The 16,546-nt window shown below is 69.8% G+C and carries 14 protein-coding genes; 10 read left to right on the top strand and 4 right to left on the bottom strand.

What is annotated here, in order from left to right; all coding sequences use genetic code 11:
• The first annotated feature begins 188 nt into the window (after positions 1-188).
• The 3 genes from F4560_RS11960 to F4560_RS11970 all read left to right on the top strand — a co-directional run bounded on the left by F4560_RS11960 (position 189) and on the right by F4560_RS11970 (position 3,186).
• Positions 189-872: a phosphatase PAP2 family protein gene (locus tag F4560_RS11960; protein WP_184919501.1), complete on the top strand. Its 684-nt coding sequence runs from the start codon at positions 189-191 to the stop codon at positions 870-872.
• A 142-nt stretch (positions 873-1,014) separates the two neighbouring features.
• On the top strand, positions 1,015-2,517 hold the full coding sequence (locus tag F4560_RS11965) for a sensor histidine kinase (RefSeq protein WP_184919503.1): 1,503 nt from the start codon (positions 1,015-1,017) through the stop codon (positions 2,515-2,517).
• A 15-nt stretch (positions 2,518-2,532) separates the two neighbouring features.
• The gene (locus F4560_RS11970; protein WP_184919505.1) at positions 2,533-3,186 is read left to right on the top strand and encodes a response regulator; all 654 of its coding nucleotides are present in this window, start codon (positions 2,533-2,535) and stop codon (positions 3,184-3,186) included.
• Between the two features lie 127 nt (positions 3,187-3,313).
• Here the strand turns inward: F4560_RS11970 and F4560_RS11975 are convergent, their stop codons facing one another.
• Both F4560_RS11975 and F4560_RS11980 read right to left on the bottom strand, forming a co-directional pair.
• Positions 3,314-3,766 (bottom strand): winged helix-turn-helix transcriptional regulator, encoded by a 453-nt coding sequence (locus F4560_RS11975; protein ID WP_184919507.1) that lies wholly within the window; start codon positions 3,764-3,766, stop codon positions 3,314-3,316.
• An 84-nt stretch (positions 3,767-3,850) separates the two neighbouring features.
• Positions 3,851-4,999 carry an AI-2E family transporter gene (locus F4560_RS11980; protein ID WP_184919509.1) on the bottom strand — a complete coding sequence of 383 codons (1,149 nt, stop codon included), beginning with the start codon at positions 4,997-4,999 and terminating at the stop codon, positions 3,851-3,853.
• Between the two features lie 262 nt (positions 5,000-5,261).
• On the opposite strand from F4560_RS11980, the gene F4560_RS11985 reads away from it, so the two are divergent.
• Complete coding sequence (locus F4560_RS11985; RefSeq protein ID WP_312869845.1) at positions 5,262-6,221, top strand: glutathione S-transferase family protein; 960 nt, start codon at positions 5,262-5,264, stop codon at positions 6,219-6,221.
• A 103-nt stretch (positions 6,222-6,324) separates the two neighbouring features.
• On the opposite strand, the gene F4560_RS11990 is transcribed toward F4560_RS11985, so the two are convergent.
• Positions 6,325-6,732 carry a Dabb family protein gene (locus F4560_RS11990; RefSeq protein ID WP_184919513.1) on the bottom strand — a complete coding sequence of 136 codons (408 nt, stop codon included), beginning with the start codon at positions 6,730-6,732 and terminating at the stop codon, positions 6,325-6,327.
• A 124-nt stretch (positions 6,733-6,856) separates the two neighbouring features.
• On the opposite strand from F4560_RS11990, the gene F4560_RS11995 reads away from it, so the two are divergent.
• Complete coding sequence (locus F4560_RS11995; protein ID WP_312869195.1) at positions 6,857-7,483, top strand: TetR/AcrR family transcriptional regulator; 627 nt, start codon at positions 6,857-6,859, stop codon at positions 7,481-7,483.
• Positions 7,484-7,562: 79 nt separating this feature from the next.
• Here F4560_RS11995 and F4560_RS12000 read toward each other — a convergent pair whose 3' ends face one another.
• Entirely contained in the window at positions 7,563-8,621 is a 1,059-nt protein-coding gene (locus tag F4560_RS12000; RefSeq protein ID WP_184919517.1) for a LacI family DNA-binding transcriptional regulator, read from the bottom strand.
• A gap of 323 nt (positions 8,622-8,944) precedes the next feature.
• On the opposite strand from F4560_RS12000, the gene F4560_RS12005 reads away from it, so the two are divergent.
• The 5 genes from F4560_RS12005 to F4560_RS12025 all read left to right on the top strand — a co-directional run bounded on the left by F4560_RS12005 (position 8,945) and on the right by F4560_RS12025 (position 16,544).
• Complete coding sequence (locus F4560_RS12005) at positions 8,945-11,338, top strand: beta-xylosidase/alpha-l-arabinosidase (RefSeq protein ID WP_246477783.1); 2,394 nt, start codon at positions 8,945-8,947, stop codon at positions 11,336-11,338.
• Positions 11,335-12,318, top strand: coding sequence for an ABC transporter permease (locus tag F4560_RS12010; RefSeq protein ID WP_184919519.1), 984 nt, complete (start codon positions 11,335-11,337; stop codon positions 12,316-12,318). The genes F4560_RS12005 and F4560_RS12010 overlap by 4 nt, the downstream gene beginning before the upstream one ends.
• A complete protein-coding gene (locus F4560_RS12015; RefSeq protein ID WP_184919521.1) occupies positions 12,315-13,250 on the top strand; it encodes a carbohydrate ABC transporter permease in 936 nt (311 codons plus the stop codon). The genes F4560_RS12010 and F4560_RS12015 overlap by 4 nt, the downstream gene beginning before the upstream one ends.
• Before the next feature lie 48 nt (positions 13,251-13,298).
• Positions 13,299-14,924 (top strand): ABC transporter substrate-binding protein, encoded by a 1,626-nt coding sequence (locus F4560_RS12020; protein ID WP_184919523.1) that lies wholly within the window; start codon positions 13,299-13,301, stop codon positions 14,922-14,924.
• 93 nt (positions 14,925-15,017) lie between these two features.
• Positions 15,018-16,544, top strand: coding sequence for a GH39 family glycosyl hydrolase (locus tag F4560_RS12025; protein ID WP_184919525.1), 1,527 nt, complete (start codon positions 15,018-15,020; stop codon positions 16,542-16,544).
• Positions 16,545-16,546 lie beyond the last annotated feature (2 nt).

Genomic DNA, 16,546 nt, shown 5'->3' on the forward strand with positions numbered 1-16,546 from the left:
GTGCACGTCAACACACTGTGTCAGCAGAGGGGCATGACCGGTCCGCACTCTGGCGGGCCGAATCCTAGACTCCTAGATCAACTCGGCTGGACCTGCCCATCGGCGTGGTGGCACCTTGTCTATCGACAAGGGTGACTGGTAGCGATCGACACAGGACTCTGCGTAGCGATCTCCATATGGTCGGTGCCATGAACGAACTCATGGCGGCACAAGCCGTGTCAGAGCCGGCGTACCCCGCCTCGGTGTCGGATGTGCCGGACGTGAGCGCGTGGTGGTACCTGGAGGTGGTCGAGCGGGCCGCGGGGAGTGCGGGGTTCACGCAGTCGTTCGCGGCATTCGCGACGGAGGCGCTGATCGTCGTCTTCGCGGTGCTGTTCGCCGTCGTGTGGTGGCGGGCGCGCCCTGGTTCACCCGCTCGGCGCCGGGCGTACCTGGCGCCGGTCGTCACCGTGCTGGCGTACCTGGTGAGCGAGGGTGTGAAGGAGGTGTGGCAAGAGGACAGACCGTGTCGGGCGCTGGGCGAGGTGACGACCATCGTGCCGTGTCCGGAGGTGGGCGACTGGTCGTTCCCCAGCAACCACTCGGCCATCGCCGGGGCCGCCGCGGTGGCGGTCCTTTGGTCGAGCCGGGCGCTGGGCGCGTTAGCCGTGGCCACCGCTCTCCTGACCGCCGCGTCGAGGGTGTTCGTGGGTGTCCACTACCCGCACGACGTCGTCGCGGGTCTGCTGCTGGGCGCCTCGGTGGCCGCACTCCTCCTCGCCTTGCTCATGCGCCTCACCACCCGTCTCATACCGCCCGGCTCCGGCGGCCCACGTCGGACACGCCACTCGACGGCCCGCCAACCCGCCACCGAGAGGACGTCGCCAGTTTGATCGCGACCGGCCAGGCGCCGACACCGGCGGATCCAGCGAAACCTGACCGACAACAGGGAAGGAGCCTTCTGGTGGACCGGCTGTCACGCGCGGTGGCCCTGCGTCGCCGGCGCCTCTGCGACGCTGCTGAACAATGACTCCCATGCTGAGACTGCGCGCGCTGCTCCTCTCGGCCGCTGTCTTCCTGCCGATGATGTGGGCGGCGGGCACGTCGCAGCCGGAGCGGGTCGGGCCGTGGGAGACGGCCGCTTCCGTGGTGGTGTTCACGGGGTTGCTGGTGCTGGTCAAGTACCGGCCGATCACTTCGCTGGTGCTTGCGGTCGCGGCGTGGGAGGTGAGTTTCCTGTCGCGCTTCGCGGCGGACACGACGGTGGCCGTGGTCGCGACGGCCGGCGGGGTGGCCATGGTCAGCCTGATCGCCGGTCGGAACGCCGACGACGAGCAGCGAGGCGTGGTGGCGCTCGCCGTCGCCGTGGTCGGGACGGCGGTGGCGGCGGCCGTCGCCGGTGGGGCGGACACCGCCGTCGTGGCGGTGGCGGCGGTCGGCGCGCTGGCCGTCGTGCCGTGGGCGCTCGGGCGGTACCGGCGCGGGTACACCGAGTTGATCGGCGCGGGTTGGGAACGGGCCGCGTTGATGGAGCGGGACGCGCAGGAGGCGCGGGGCCGTGAGAGGGCGCGGCTCGCGGCGGAGATGCACGACCTGGTCGGGCACGAGTTGGCGCACGCGGCGTTGCAGGTCGGGGCGTTGGAGGTCAGCCGGACGCTCCCGCCGGAGCACCGGGACGCGGTGCGCCAGGCGAGGGCGGGGGTGACGGCGGCGGCCGAGCGGCTGGCCGACGTGGTGCGGCTGCTGCGCTCGGACTGGGGTTCGGCGATCGAGTCGGTGGAGGAGGTGGTGGAACGGGCCAGGCAGTCCGGGTTGCGGGTCGAGTTGGAGGTGCGTGGCGCGGCGGCGCGTGATCCGGTCATCGCGCGGACGATCCACCGGGTGGTCACCGAGGCGATCACGAACGCGATGAAGCACGCGTCGGGTGCGGCGGTCTCGGTGTCGCTCGACCGGTCCGGCGGCGGCACCGAGGTACGGGTGGCCAACGGGCCGGGCCGGGCGGTCGTGCCGCGGACGGCCGGCGGTGGGCACGGGCTGCTCGGGCTGGCCGAGCGGGTGGCGCTGGTGGGCGGACGGCTGACCGTGCGCTGGATCGAGGACGGCGGGTTCGAGGTGGTCGCCCAAGTCCCGGACCGGCCGAGGTCCGAGCGTCCGGCCGACACCATGACGCCGATCCTGCGACTGCGGGCGCAGGATCGGAACCGGCGGAACTCGCGGCGGACGATGCGGCTCGTGGCGTGGGTGTCGGCGGTGATCGTGGTCGGCGTGGCCGGGTACTTGGTGTTCGACACAGCCACGTCGACGCTCACTCCCACCCGGTTCGCCGACCTGCGGGTCGGGCAGTCCGAGGCGGAGGTCGCCGGCGTGCTGCCGCCCCGGACGCGGACGGACGGCACCGGGGGCGGGCCGGAGCGGTCGACGTGCCGGCTCTACAGCACTCACCCCAACCCGTTCGACGAGCGCAGGCGCGACCGGTACCGGGTGTGCTTCCGTGACGGCCTGCTGGTGACCAAGGACCTGCTGGCCCGCGACCCGTGAGGCAGGATGCCCGACATGATCAGGGTGGTGCTCGCCGACGACGAGGCGATAGTGCGAGTCGGCGTGCGGGCTGTGCTGGCGGCGGCCGACGACATGCTGGTCGTGGCCGAGGCGGACAACGGCCGGTCGGCGGTGGACCTCGTGCTGCGGCACCGGCCGGACGTCGCGGTGCTCGACATCCGCATGCCCGGGTTGACCGGGCTCGACGCGGCGGCGGAGATCAGGCGGGCCGGCAGCGGTACCGCGACGCTGATCCTGACCACGTTCGCCGAGGACTCGTACATCAGCCGCGCGCTGGGTGAGGGTGCCAGCGGTTTCGTGCTGAAGACCGGTGACCCGCACGAGCTGATCGCCGGGGTCCGGGCGGTCGCGGCCGGAGCCGCGTACCTGTCCCCTTTGGTGGCGCGGCGGGTGGTCGACCACCTGTCCGGCGGTGGGCCGCGACTGGGAGCGGCCGAGCGGGTGTCCGGGTTGACCGCTCGGGAACGCGAGGTGCTGGGGCTGGTGGGAGCCGGCCTGTCCAACGGGGAGATCGCGAAGCGCATCCACGTCGTGGAGGGGACGGTGAAGGTGTACGTCAGCGCGATCCTCAAGCGTCTGGACCTGCGCAACCGCGTGCAGGCCGCCATCGTCGCCTACGAGGCCGGGCTCATCCCAGCCGAAACCTGACCGACTGCCGAACTTGACCGACCTGACCGACTGCCGAACCTGACTGGCTGCTGGAACCTGACCGACGACGATACCGACGATGATGGCTCAGGGGTCAGTCGTCCGGATCAGTCGTCGGGGTCGGGGATCAGTCGTCGGGGTCGTTCTCGCGGAGGACGACCGCGGACGCGGGCACGTGGTCGTCGCACGAGTCGCAGGCCAGCTCGGTCCGCACGGTGCCTTCGCAGTTCGCGTGCACCGCCATGGCGGGCGGGCCGGGGGCGATCGGCAGGTGCCGGTCGCCCCACTCCATCAGCACCATGATCACCGGCATCAGCTCACGGCCCCTGGCGGTGAGCAGGTACTCGTGCCGGGGCGGCCGGTCCTGGTACTGCACCCGCTCCATGACGCCGTGGTCGACCAGACCGTTGAGGCGGTCGCTCAGCACGTTCCGGGCGATCGGCAGCGAGTTGAGGAAGCCGTCGAACCGGGTGACGCCCGTCAGCGCATCGCGCACGATCAACAGCGTCCACCGCTCGCCGACTATTTCCAGCGTGCGGGCGACCGAGCAGCGCTGGCCGTCGTAAGTGCGTCGGAGCATCCGCGCATGATAACCACGGGTTTTGTGATGAAATCCACCATTCGCTTGATCGATTGCACCCGGTCACCGAGGCGTCGCGATGAGCTACGCCGGGTCGGGTGCGGTCTCTGGTTCGGGGTCGTCCGGACGGTCGGGGGCGACGGGCGGCGGCGCCGAGTGGTGGTCGATGACCTCGCTCAGGTACCGGAGCACGACCGCCGCCGCGGCGACCACCGGCACGGCTAGGAACGCGCCCGCGATGCCGTAGATGGTGCTGCCCGCCGTCACGGCGAGCAGGACGACCGCGGCGTGCAGGCGCAGGCTCCGGGACTGGAGCACCGGCTGGAGCACGTTCCCCTCGACCTGCTGCACCACCACCACGACCACCAGCATGATCACGGCGGTCGTCAGGCCGTTGCTGACCAGGGCGACGAGGACCGCCAGCGCGCCCGCGATGAACGCGCCCACGATGGGGATGAAACCGCCGAGGAACGTCAACGCCGCCAGCGGAATGGCCAGCGGCACGCCCAGCACCACCAGGCCCAGGCCGATCAGCACCGCGTCGACCAGGCTCACCAGCGCCTGCGTGCGGATGAAGTCGCCGAGCGTCGTCCAGACCCGCTCCAGCACGATGGTCACGTGCCTGCCGGCGCGCTCGCCGACCACCCCGCGCAGCCACGGCGTGAACCGCGGCCCGTCCTTGACGAACAGGAACGCCAGCAGCAGCGCCAGGATGCCGGTGACGATGCCGGAGGTCACCGTGCCCACGCCGGTGAGCAGCCCGTCCGCGATCGACCCGACGCTGGACTGCAACTGGTCGACGCCCTGCTGGAGCAACTGGTCCAGCTGGCTGTCGGCGAGGTTGATCGGCGGACCGGCCAGCCAGTCGCGCGCCTGCCCGAGGGCACGGCTGGCGCTCTCGGCGATCTCGGGCACGCCGGACGCGATGGACGTCGAGATCAACGCCAGCACGCCGCCGAGCACGGCCAGTCCCCCGAGCAGCACGATCGTCGCGGCCAGCGCGGCCGGGAGACCGCGCGAGCGCAGCCACCGGGCCGGCGGCCACAGCACGGTCGTGATCAGCAGACCGAGCAGGACCGGCATGACCACGACCCACAGCCTGCCGATGAGCGTCCACAGCAACCAGAAGCCGACCGCGACCAGCGCGAGTCGGGTGCTCCAGCGCGCCAGCCAGCTCACCCCGTGCCCGATGGCCGCACCGCGATCGGTCCAGCGGCGGTCTCCAGCGTCCACGTCTTCCCGTCCCCTCCACGGCGGCGCGTCGTGCCGCACGTGTTCGGCAGCCTGCCAGAACCGGCCGCCGGAATGGCGTCGCCCGCGCCGACGGGTCCGACCTGAGCCGTGGTCACGTGATGCGCTTGGCGCGGCGGGACGAAGTAGGCTCGGAAAGGTGAGCGACACTGCGGCGGCTGCGGAGAACGGCGCGAACCCCGAGCACACCCGGGGCGGCACCTACTCGGTCAAGGGCAAGGAGTTCACCCGCGACACCCGGTACATCAACACCCGGATCACGGCCGACGGGCAGGACGGGTTCCCGGTCGAGCCCGGTCGGTACCGGCTGATCGCCGCGCGGGCCTGTCCCTGGGCGAACCGGGCGATCATCGTGCGCAGGCTGCTCGGCCTGGAGGACGCGCTCTCGATGGGGCTGGCCGGCCCGACGCACGACGCCCGCTCGTGGACGTTCGACCTCGATCCCGGCGGGCGTGACCCGGTGCTCGGGATCGAACGCCTCCAGGAGGCCTACTTCAAGCGCGACCCGGACTACCCGCGCGGGATCACGGTGCCGGCGGTGGTGGACGCCAGGACGGGCGCGGTCGTGACGAACGACTTCGCGCAGATGACCCTGGACCTGTCCACGGAGTGGCGCGAGCACCACCGCGAAGGCGCGCCCGACCTGCTGCCCGACGCGCACCGCGACGAGATGGACGACGTCAACCGGCGCGTGTTCACCGAGGTCAACAACGGCGTGTACCGGTGTGGTTTCGCGGGCAGCCAGGAGGCGTACGACGACGCGTACGCGCGCCTGTGGACGGCGCTCGACTGGCTGGAGGACCGGCTGCGCGACCGGCGGTACCTCGTCGGCGACACGATCACCGAGGCCGACGTGCGGCTGTTCACCACCCTGGCCCGCTTCGACGCCGTCTACCACGGCCATTTCAAGTGCAACCGGCAGAAGCTCGCCGAGATGCCGGTGCTGTGGGCGTACGCCCGTGACCTGTTCCAGACGCCCGGTTTCGGCGACACGGTCGACTTCCGGCAGATCAAGGAGCACTACTACATCGTCCACAAGGACATCAACCCGACCGGGATCGTGCCGGTCGGTCCGGACCTGTCCGGGTGGGTCACCCCGCACGGGCGGGAGGCGCTCGGCGGGCGGCCGTTCGGTGACGGCACGCCGCCGGGTCCCGTCCGCGAGGGCGAACGGGTGGACCCGGCGAACACGCCGCTGAGTTGAACAAGCCCACCTGAACGAACCGCCGACCTGAACGAACCGCCGAACCGAACGGACGGCGGCCGGTCCGACCGGCCGCCGATCCGGCCCGACCAACCACGGATCGTCAGGCGTCCGCCGGAATCTTCCCGCCGGACAGCGACGAGACCAACTTCCCCCACTCCGGGTACTTCGCCACCTTCGCCAGGTGCAGCGCGAGGACCTTCTCGCCCAGGTCCGGGTCGGTGTCGTCGGTGAACCGGACCGGCGCCAGCTCCGCCACGTGCGGCAGGATCTCGAAATCGCCCTCGACGTGCACGGGGTCGTGCAGGTACCGCTCAAGCGCGGCCAGGTCGGCGATGCCGGCGACGTAGGCGTGCGTGTACCCCTCGGCCGGGTCGCCGATGTCCTGGCCGACGGCGCCGAAGGACACCGACTCCACGCTTGCCGTCCGCCTCATGGCGGCCAGCACCGCAGCCTGCTGCTCCTCGGTCGTGCCCTCCTTGAAGCTGAACCGCAAGATGTTGACTATCAAGGGTTTCCTCCATCGGTTGAACTCGCTGGTTCAGTTTGATGACCTGTTCGGGAAACTAACAAAACGATCCACTGGAGTGAACCCGTGAGTTCAACTCGGGCCGGGTGCGGGCTACCATGGCGTGGTGACGGCGACATCGGCCCGCGGGCGGATCGACAAGCGGCAGGCCATCCTGGAGGCCGCGTTCACCGTGTTCGCGCGGCGCGGCTACGACCAGGCGTGCGTGCAGGAGATCGCCGAGGAGGCCGGGGTCGCCAAGCCGACCGTCTACAACCACCTGACCGACAAGGAGAACCTGTTCCGGCACGCCGTGATGGCCGTGGCGGATCTGGTGATGGCGGAGAACCTCGACGTCGTCGAGCGGCTGCGCGAGCCGGGGGACGACTTGCGCGCGGCGCTGGAGGACGTGGCGTACCGGATGTCGCGGGTGTGCTCGAGCGAGCAGGCTCGCGCGCTGCGCTCGCTCGCCTACGGACAGGCGGGCAGGTTCCCGGACCTGATCGACGTGGTCCGGGAGCGCACGTCGCACCGGCTGAGGGAAGCACTGGCAGACCGGCTGGCCCGACTGTCGCTGGCGGAGCGGTTGCGCCCGTGCGATCCGACGCTGGCCGCTGACCAGTTCCTCGCGCTGCTCACCGGCCCGATGGAGGTCCGGTCACACCTGGGCGCCCGCAAGGTGTCCGCCGCCGACACGCGCATCGTGGCGAACGCCGCCGTTGACACCTTCCTGCGCGCCTACAAGGCCGACTAGCGGAGCCGGTCCGCCACGTGCGAACCCGACAGTGGCGCGAGGCTGCCCCGCGCCACTGAGGAACCGACCGACCGCCGCGTCAACGCGCCTTGGGCGGGCAGGTGCTCTCCCGCACGATCAGTTCGGTGGCGAGGTCTATCCGCTCGTTCGGCGGGTGCTGGCCGCGGGCCAGGCTGAACACCATGTGCGCGGCCGTGGTGGCCATCTCTTGCAGAGGCTGACGCACGGTGGTCAGTTGCGGCCCCACCCACTCGCTGACCGACAGGTCGTCGTAGCCGACGATCGACACGTCCTCCGGAATCGACAGTCCGAGCTCACGGGCCGCCCGCATCACGCCGAGCGCCTGGAAGTCGGAGCCGGCGAAGATGGCGGTGGGCGGGTCGGGGCGGTCGAGCAGGTCGAGACCGTGGCTGTACCCGCCGTTGACGTAGAAGTCGCCGTAACGGACGAAGTCCGGGTCCACGACGACGTCCGCGGACTCCAGCGCGCTGCGGTAGCCGTCGACCCTGGCGCGGCTGCACAGCATGGTCGTCGGCCCGGAGATGACCGCGATCCGGCGGTGGCCGAGCCCGAGCAGGTGCCGGGTCGCGGCCAGGCCGCCGGCCCAGTTCGCCGATCCCACGGTGGGCACGCCGGGCGGCGGCTCGCCGGCGGTGTCCACGAAGACGAACGGGATGTTGCGGGTGGTCAGCTGGCGGCGCTGCTCGGCGTCCAGCCCGGCCAGCACCAGGATGACGCCGAGCGGGCGGCGGGACAGGAGGTCGTCGAACCACTCCCGGCGCGGCCGGTGCTCACCACCCAGCTCGGACAGCACGACGGCCGCCCGCTCGTTGGCCGCGGCCAGCTCGACCCCGCGGATGATCTCCGTGGACCAGGCCGAGTTCAACTCGTGGAAGACCAGGTCGATGAGGGCGGGCCGGGACGACTGCCGGGCCCGCCGTCGCCGGTAGCGGTGCTGCTCGATGACGCTCTCGACCCTGGCGCGGGTGTCGGCGGCGACGTCCGGGCGTCCGTTGAGCACCTTGGAGACGGTCGGGATCGACACGCCCGCCTCGGCCGCGATGGACGAGATGGACACCGCGCCCTTCACCGCCTTCTCCGGCACGGCGCCGGCGTCCGGCTCGGTCGACGAACTCATGCTGCCCCCTGGTTCGCGCGCGGCACGCACACGCCCTCATACCGTTCCCGAAAACGTCTAAAGTTTCGACGGCCGAGCGTAAAGGTTCGCCCTTCCGATCACCAGCCTAGCCGCCAAATGCGTCAGCGGGGACCGAAATTGTTCAGGTCTGTGAACCTGATCAGACCCGACGTGACGGCCGGTGAACTGCGAATATATCGAACTGACACGAACTGTTGACGTCTTGCGGAGATCCCCCTACGTTCTCCCCACCGGATCGGCATGTCGGAAGTTACTTCGATAGTTTCGGTCTTCACGAGGACGTGAGCGGGGGTTTCTGGTCGATGATGAACAGGACGACGGACGTCACGGCGCCGCCGGCGGGCGATGCCGCGAGGACGACCGCCGACCGGCCGAACGCGGTCTGGCAGGACGTGGGCCTGCCGGTCACCGAGCGGGTCGAAGCGCTCGTGGGCGCGATGACGCTCGAAGAGAAGCTGGCGCAGCTCGTCGGGGTGTGGGTCGGCGCCGATCCGGAAGGCGGCGAGGTCGCGCCGCACCAGAACGACATGACCGGCGACCCGGTGGTGTGGAACGAGGTCATCGCCGCCGGACTCGGCCAGCTCACCCGCCCGTTCGGCACCCGGCCGGTCGACCCGGTGGTCGGCGCCCGTTCACTCGCCCTGTCCCAGCAGCAGGTCGCCGCCGCCAACCGATTCGGCATCCCCGCGCTGGTGCACGAGGAATGCCTCACCGGCTTCGCGGCGTGGCAGGCCACCGCGTACCCCGCTCCCCTCGCCTGGGGCGCGTCGTTCGACCCCGGGCTGGTCGCCGAGATGGCGGGCCTGATCGGCCGTTCGATGCGGGCCGCGGGCGTGCACCAGGGTCTGGCGCCCGTCCTCGACGTCACGCGCGACTACCGCTGGGGCCGCACCGAGGAGACCATCGGCGAGGACCCGTACCTCGTCGGCACGGTGGGCACGGCCTACGTGCGCGGTCTCGAAGAGGCCGGGATCGTCGCCACGCTGAAGCACTTCGCCGGCTACTCGGCCTCACGCGCCGGGCGGAACCTCGCGCCGGTGTCCATCGGCCCGCGTGAATTCGCCGACGTCATCCTGCCGCCGTTCGAGATGGCCGTGCACGACGGCGGCGTCCGGTCGGTCATGCACTCCTACAGCGACGTCGACGGCGTGCCGTCCGCGGCCGACGCCGGGCTGCTCACCACGTTGCTGCGCGACACCTGGGGTTTCGACGGCACGGTGGTCGCCGACTACTTCGCGGTCAAGTTCCTCCAGACGCTGCACGGGGTGGCCGAGGACGAGTCGCACGCCGCCGCGCTGGCCCTGAGCGCGGGCGTGGACGTCGAGTTGCCGACCGTCCGCTGCTACGGCGCGCCGCTGCTGGAAGCGGTCAAGCGCGGCGACGTGGACGAGGCGCTGGTGGACCGCGCGTTGCGCCGGGTACTCCGGCAGAAGATCGAACTCGGCCTGCTCGACCCGGACTGGACGGCACTGCCGGAGAACGTCGACGACCTGCGGCTGGACTCGCCGCACGCACAGGACGTCGCGCTGCGCCTGGCGCGGGAGTCCGTGGTGCTGCTGGCCAACGACGGCGTCCTGCCGCTGCGGCCCGGTGCCCGGCTCGCCGTGGTCGGCCCGCTCGCGGACGACCCGATGGCGATGCTCGGCTGCTACTCGTTCCCGGCGCACATCGGCGTGCACCACATGGACATGTCGCTGGGCCTGGAGATCCCCACCGTCCTGGCGTCCCTGCGGAACACGGTGGACAGCGTCACCTACGCCCGCGGCTGTGAAGTCATCGGCGAGAGCACTCCCGAGGACATGGCCGCCGCAGTGGCCGCCGCGTCGGAGGCGGACGTGTGCGTCGTGGCCGTGGGCGACCTGGCGGGCCTGTTCGGACGCGGCACGTCCGGCGAGGGGTGCGACGCGACCGAACTCGTCCTTCCCGGCGCGCAGGCGGATCTGGTCCGCGCGGTCGTCGCCACCGGCACGCCGGTGGTGCTGCTGCTGATCACCGGACGGCCGTACGCGATCGGCGACCTGGCCGGCGGCGCGGCGGCTACGGTGCAGACGTTCTTCCCGGGGCAGCTCGGCGGCCAGGCCATCGCGGACGTCCTGACCGGCGCGGTCTCCCCCTCGGGCCGGCTGCCGGTCGGCATCCCGGGTGACGCGTCCGGTCAGCCCGGCACCTACCTGTCCGCACCGCTGGGGCGACGCAGCGGAGTGTCCAATGTGGACCCGACACCGGCGTTCCCGTTCGGGCACGGGCTGGGCTACGACACGTTCACGTGGTCGTCCCCGCGCGTGGTGGGCGGCGACCGGCCGTGGGCCACGGACGGCGAGGTCGAGGTCGAACTCGACGTGCGCAACCCGGGCGACCGCGCCGGAGCCGACGTGGTGCAGCTGTACCTGCACGACCCCGTCGCCCAGGTGACGCGCCCGGTGGTGCGGCTCGTCGGGTACGCGCGGGTGCCGCTGGACGGCGGCGCGTCGGCCCGCGTGACGTTCCGCGTCCCGGCCGACGTCACGTCGTTCACCGGCCTGAACGGGCGTCGTGTGGTGGAACCGGGCGCGGTGCAGCTGCGCGTGTCGCGGTCCAGCGCCGACGTGCACGAAGCGGTGGACCTCCGGCTCGTGGGCCCGCTGCGCGAAGTCGACCACACGCGCCGTCGGCTCACCGACGTGTCGGTCACCCACGAGGAGGTGGAGCGAGCATGACCACCCAGGTCAGCGAACCAGCCGCCGCGGCGGCGCCGACCGGGAAACCGCCCAAGGCCCCGAAAACGCCCCGGTACAAGACGACCTGGCGCAAGGCGTGGAAGCGCGACTGGCAGCTCTACACGCTGGTCATCGTCCCGCTGCTGTTCTTCCTGGTCTTCCGCTACGCGCCGATGCTCGGCAACGTCATCGCGTTCCGCAAGTTCGTGCCGGGCGGCAGCATCTACGGCGAGACGTGGGTGGGCCTGCGCTACGTCAAGATGTTCATCAACGACCCGAACTTCTGGGAGGTCTTCGGCAACACGATGGCGCTGGGCGCGCTCAGCCTGTTCTTCGTGTTCCCGCTGCCGATCGTGCTGGCGCTGCTGCTCAACGAGGTCCGCTCGCGCTACTTCAAGCGGTTCGTGCAGACGGTGTCCTACCTGCCGCACTTCCTCTCCATCGTGATCGTGGCCGGCATGGTCATGCAGCTGGTGTCCGTGGAGGGCACGGTCAACCAGGTCGTCCGCGCCTTCGGCGGCGAGCCCACCTCGTTCATCCAGGAGCCGGACTGGTTCCGCTCGATCTACGTCTCGTCCGAGATCTGGCAGACCGTCGGCTGGGGCACGATCCTCTACCTGGCCGCGCTGACCACGATCGACAGCCAGCTCTACGAGGCGGCCCGGATCGACGGCGCGAGCCGCTGGCAGCAGACCTGGCACGTGACGCTGCCCGGCATCCGGCCGACGATGATCGTCTTGCTGATCCTCAACATCGGCACGTTCATGGCGGTCGGTTTCGAGAAGGTCCTGCTGCTGTACAACCCGCTGACCTACCCGACCGCGGACGTCATCTCGACCTACCTCTACCGGGTCGGCCTGGTGTCCAACAACTTCAGCTACGCCGCCGCGATCGGCCTGTTCGAGTCGATCATCGGTCTCACGCTGATCCTGTCCGCCAACGCGATCTCGCGCCGAACAGTGGGGACGAGCCTGTGGTGACCACCGACCCTACCGCTCTCGCCGCCAGGCTGGACAAGCCCGCCGGGCCACGCCGCACCTCGCTGGACGACTCGCGCGGCTACCGGATCTTCCGCGTCGTCAACGTCGTGGTGCTGCTCGGCGTGGTCGCGGTGACGCTGTACCCGTTCGTCAACATCGTGGCGCAGTCGTTCAGCAGCGAGGTCTTCATCCGCACCGGCCAGGTGAACCTGGTGCCGCGCGGGTTCAACCTCGACACCTACAAGCTGGTCGCGTCCGACCCGGTGTTCTGGAACAGCTACTTCAACACCGTCCTCTACACGGTGACGGCCACCGCCATCTCGATCGTGCTCACCACGATCTACGCGTACGTGCTGTCGAAGCACAAGCTGAAGGGCCGCGGCCTGCTCGTCGGCATCGCGGTGTTCACGATGTTCTTCAACGGCGGCCTGATCCCGAACTACGTGCTGGTGAACGGGCTCGGGATGACCAACACGATCTGGGCGATCGTGCTGCCGAACGCGATCAGCGTGTTCAACCTGCTGGTCATGAAGGCGTTCTTCGAGAGCCTGCCGACGGAACTGGAGGAGGCCGCCGCGATCGACGGCCTCAACACCTACGGCATCCTGCTGAAGATCGTGCTGCCGCTGTCGAAGGCCGTGCTCGCGACCATGATCCTGTTCTACGCGGTCGCGAACTGGAACTCGTGGTTCCAGGCGTTCCTCTACCTCGACCGGGCGGACCTGTTCCCGGTCACCGTGTACCTGCGGAACATGATCGCGGGCGCCACCTCTGCGACGTCGGTCGGCGCCGTGGAGACCAACGCGGTGGCGATCTCCGCGAACATCAAGGCTGTGACGATGGTGCTGACCGTGCTGCCCATCGTTGTCGTTTACCCCTTCATTCAGCGCTATTTCGTGTCGGGCGTAATGCTCGGCGCGGTCAAGCAGTAGCGCGCCTCCGAGTTGACGACGGTGTCAAACACCCGAGGAGAGAGCACGATGCGATCGAAATGGAAGCGCACGCTTCTGACTCTTGTGGCGGGCAGCCTCGTGGTCAGCGTGGCGGCGTGCAGCGAAGAAGACCCGGCCTCGACCGGCGTCAACCTGGACGGCAAGAAGGTCGCCGCCATGGCCGAGTACAAGGCCGGTGACCAGTTCAAGGCGACCGAGCCGCTGGACGTCAGCCTGCTGTACCTGGACCAGGCCCACTACCCGATGAAGGAGGACTGGGCGATCTGGAAGGAGATCTCCCAGCGGACCAACATCACGCTCAAGCCGACGGTCGTGCCCTACAGCGACTACGACCAGAAGCGCGGGCTGCTGATCAGCTCGGGTGACGCGCCGACGATCATCTCCAAGACCTACCCCGGTCAGGAGGCGCCGTTCGTCTCGTCCGGCGCGATCCTCCCGGTGAGCGACTACCTCGACCTGATGCCGAACTTCAAGGCGAAGATCGACAAGTGGAAGCTCCAGCCGGAGCTGAACACGCTGCGCCAGGAGGACGGCAAGTTCTACCTGCTGCCCGGCGTGCACGAGAACGTGTGGCAGGACTACACCCTGGCGTTCCGCACCGACGAGCTCCAGCGCCTGAACCTGAAGGCCCCGACCAACTGGGACGAGGTCTACACGGTCCTGAAGGCCATCAAGACCGCGAACCCGGACAGCTACCCGCTGTCGGACCGGTTCGAGGGCAAGTCGATCCTCAACTACGCGGGCCAGACCTTCGGCACCCAGGCCGGGTGGGGCTACAACAACGCCACCTGGAACGAGTCGGCGCAGAAGTTCGACTTCACCGGTGCGACGCCCGAGTACAAGGCGATGATCGAGTACTTCCGCAAGCTCGTCGCGGAAGGCCTGATGGACCCGGAGAGCTTCACCCAGAAGGATGACGCGGCGATCCAGAAGTTCGCCAGCGGCAAGTCGTTCGCGATCAGCAGCAACGCGCAGAACATCGTCAACGACTACCGGCCGAACGTCTCCAAGATCGCCGGCGCCACGGTGGCGAAGATCCCGCTGCCCGCCGGCCCTAAGGGCGACGTCATCCGCGGCACGCGCCTGGAGAACGGCCTGATGGTCTCGGCCAAGATCGCCGAGAGCGACAAGTTCGTGGCCACGATGCAGTTCATCGACTGGCTGTGGTACTCCGACGAGGCGCAGGAACTCGTCAAGTGGGGCGTGCCCGGCACGACCTACGAGAAGGACTCCTCCGGCAAGCGGACGCTCAAGTCCGACGTGGCGTTCGGCGGCATGAACGTCGGCGCGGCGAAGAACCTCCAGCGTGACTTCGGCTTCCAGGGCGGTGTGTTCGCGTACGGCGGTCCCACCGAACTGCTCCAGTCGATGTTCACCGAGGAGGAGCTCGCCTTCCAGAAGACGATGGCGGACAAGAAGGTGATCGCGCTCGCCCCGCCGGCGCCGCTGAGCGAGGAGGAGCGCGAGCGCGCCACCCTGTGGGAGTCCCCGCTGAAGGACCTCGTCACGCAGTCGACGCTCCAGTTCATCCTCGGCAGCCGCGACATCTCCACGTGGGACGCGTACGTCAAGGAGTTGGACGCCAAGGGCATGACCCAGTTCATCGACGTGGTGAACGGCGCTCACAAGCGGTACAAGGAAAAGAACGGCTGATAGTTCACCTGGCCCGGTCACGGCGAGATGCCGTGACCGGGCTGTGTTCAATGGCCGCTGCTCCGCGGGCGGCGGCCGGGTCCTGGAGGGTATGTGAACCGCGTTGTCGTCCCCGGTGAGCCGATCGGCCGCCTGTCCGAGTCCTGGCGGCACTGCGTGGGCACCGGCAGGCTGAACCTCGCGCTGCGCGCCGACTACCAGGAATCCCTGGCCATGGTCCAGCGCGACATCGGTTTCCGCTACATCCGGGGCCACGGGCTGTTGTCCGACGACATGGGCTTGCACCGCGTGTCCAATGGCCAGGTCCGGTACTCGTTCACGTACGTGGACCAGGTGTTCGACCGGTTCCTGGAGCTGGGCCTGCGGCCGTTCGTGGAGCTGGGGTTCATGCCCACCGCGCTCGCCTCGGGCGACGACACCGTGTTCTGGTGGAAGGGCAACATCACCCCGCCGAAGGACCTGGACGAGTGGGCCGCGCTCGTGCGGGCGCTCCTGCGGCACCTGATCGACCGGTACGGCCTGGACGAGGTGCGCACCTGGCCGATCGAGGTGTGGAACGAGCCGAACCTCGTCAACTTCTGGAAGGACGCCGACCAGGAGGCCTACTTCCGCCTCTACGAGACCACCGCGCGGACCGTCAAGGACGTGGACGCCGGGCTCCAGGTCGGCGGCCCCGCGATCTCACCCGGCTCGGACGAGTGGTGGGCGCCGTTCGCGGACTTCGTCACCCGCCGGGACGTGCCGATCGACTTCGTCAGCAGGCACGCCTACACGTCCGGGCCGGCGCAGCACGTGCCGTTCGGCACCTACCAGACGCTGACCGCGCCGGAACTGCTGCTGGAGCAGTTCGACGCGCCGCGCAAGCACCTCGCGGCGACGGCGCTGGCCGGGCTGCCGGTGCACATCACCGAGTTCAACACCTCGTACCGGCCGGACAACCCGATCCACGACACCGCCTACAACGCCGCCTACCTGGCGCCCGTCCTCACCGGCGGCACGGAACTGGTCGACTCGTACTCCTACTGGACGTTCTGCGACGTCTTCGAGGAGGAGAACGTGCCGACGTCGCTGTTCCACGGCGGTTTCGGGCTGCTCACGCACCGGCAGGTGCCGAAGCCGACCTACCACCTGTACGCGTTCATGGCCCGGATGGGCTCGCACGTGCTGGCGCGCGGCGTCGACCACCTGGTGTGCGCCACGGACGACGGGCGCGTCACGGTGCTGGCGTGGCAGCCGGTGGGCGGCAGCGACGCGCCGGAGGCCCCCGAGCGGCACGAGGTGCGGCTGTCGGTCCCGATGACGGGGCCGCGCGCGTTCGTGCGCCGCGAGCGGGTGAACGAGCACGACGGCAACGCGTTCGGCGCGTGGCGCGAGCTTGGCCGGCCGCGGTCACCCGACCGGCGGACGATCGAGGTGCTGCGTGACTGCGCACGCCCGGCCGTGGAGCACCGGTCGGCGGCGGTCGAAGGTGGTCGGGTGCTGCTCGACCTGGCATTGTCGCGGCACGAGGTGACGTTCGTCGAGCTGATCCCGGTCGAACCCGAGGAGCACACCGGGTTGGACGACCGGCGACTGCTCGGCGGATCCGACGAACGCCTCGTCGCGGAGCACGAGAGGTGACG

It is taken from the genome of Saccharothrix ecbatanensis, assembly GCF_014205015.1.
Lineage (GTDB): Bacteria > Actinomycetota > Actinomycetes > Mycobacteriales > Pseudonocardiaceae > Actinosynnema > Actinosynnema ecbatanense.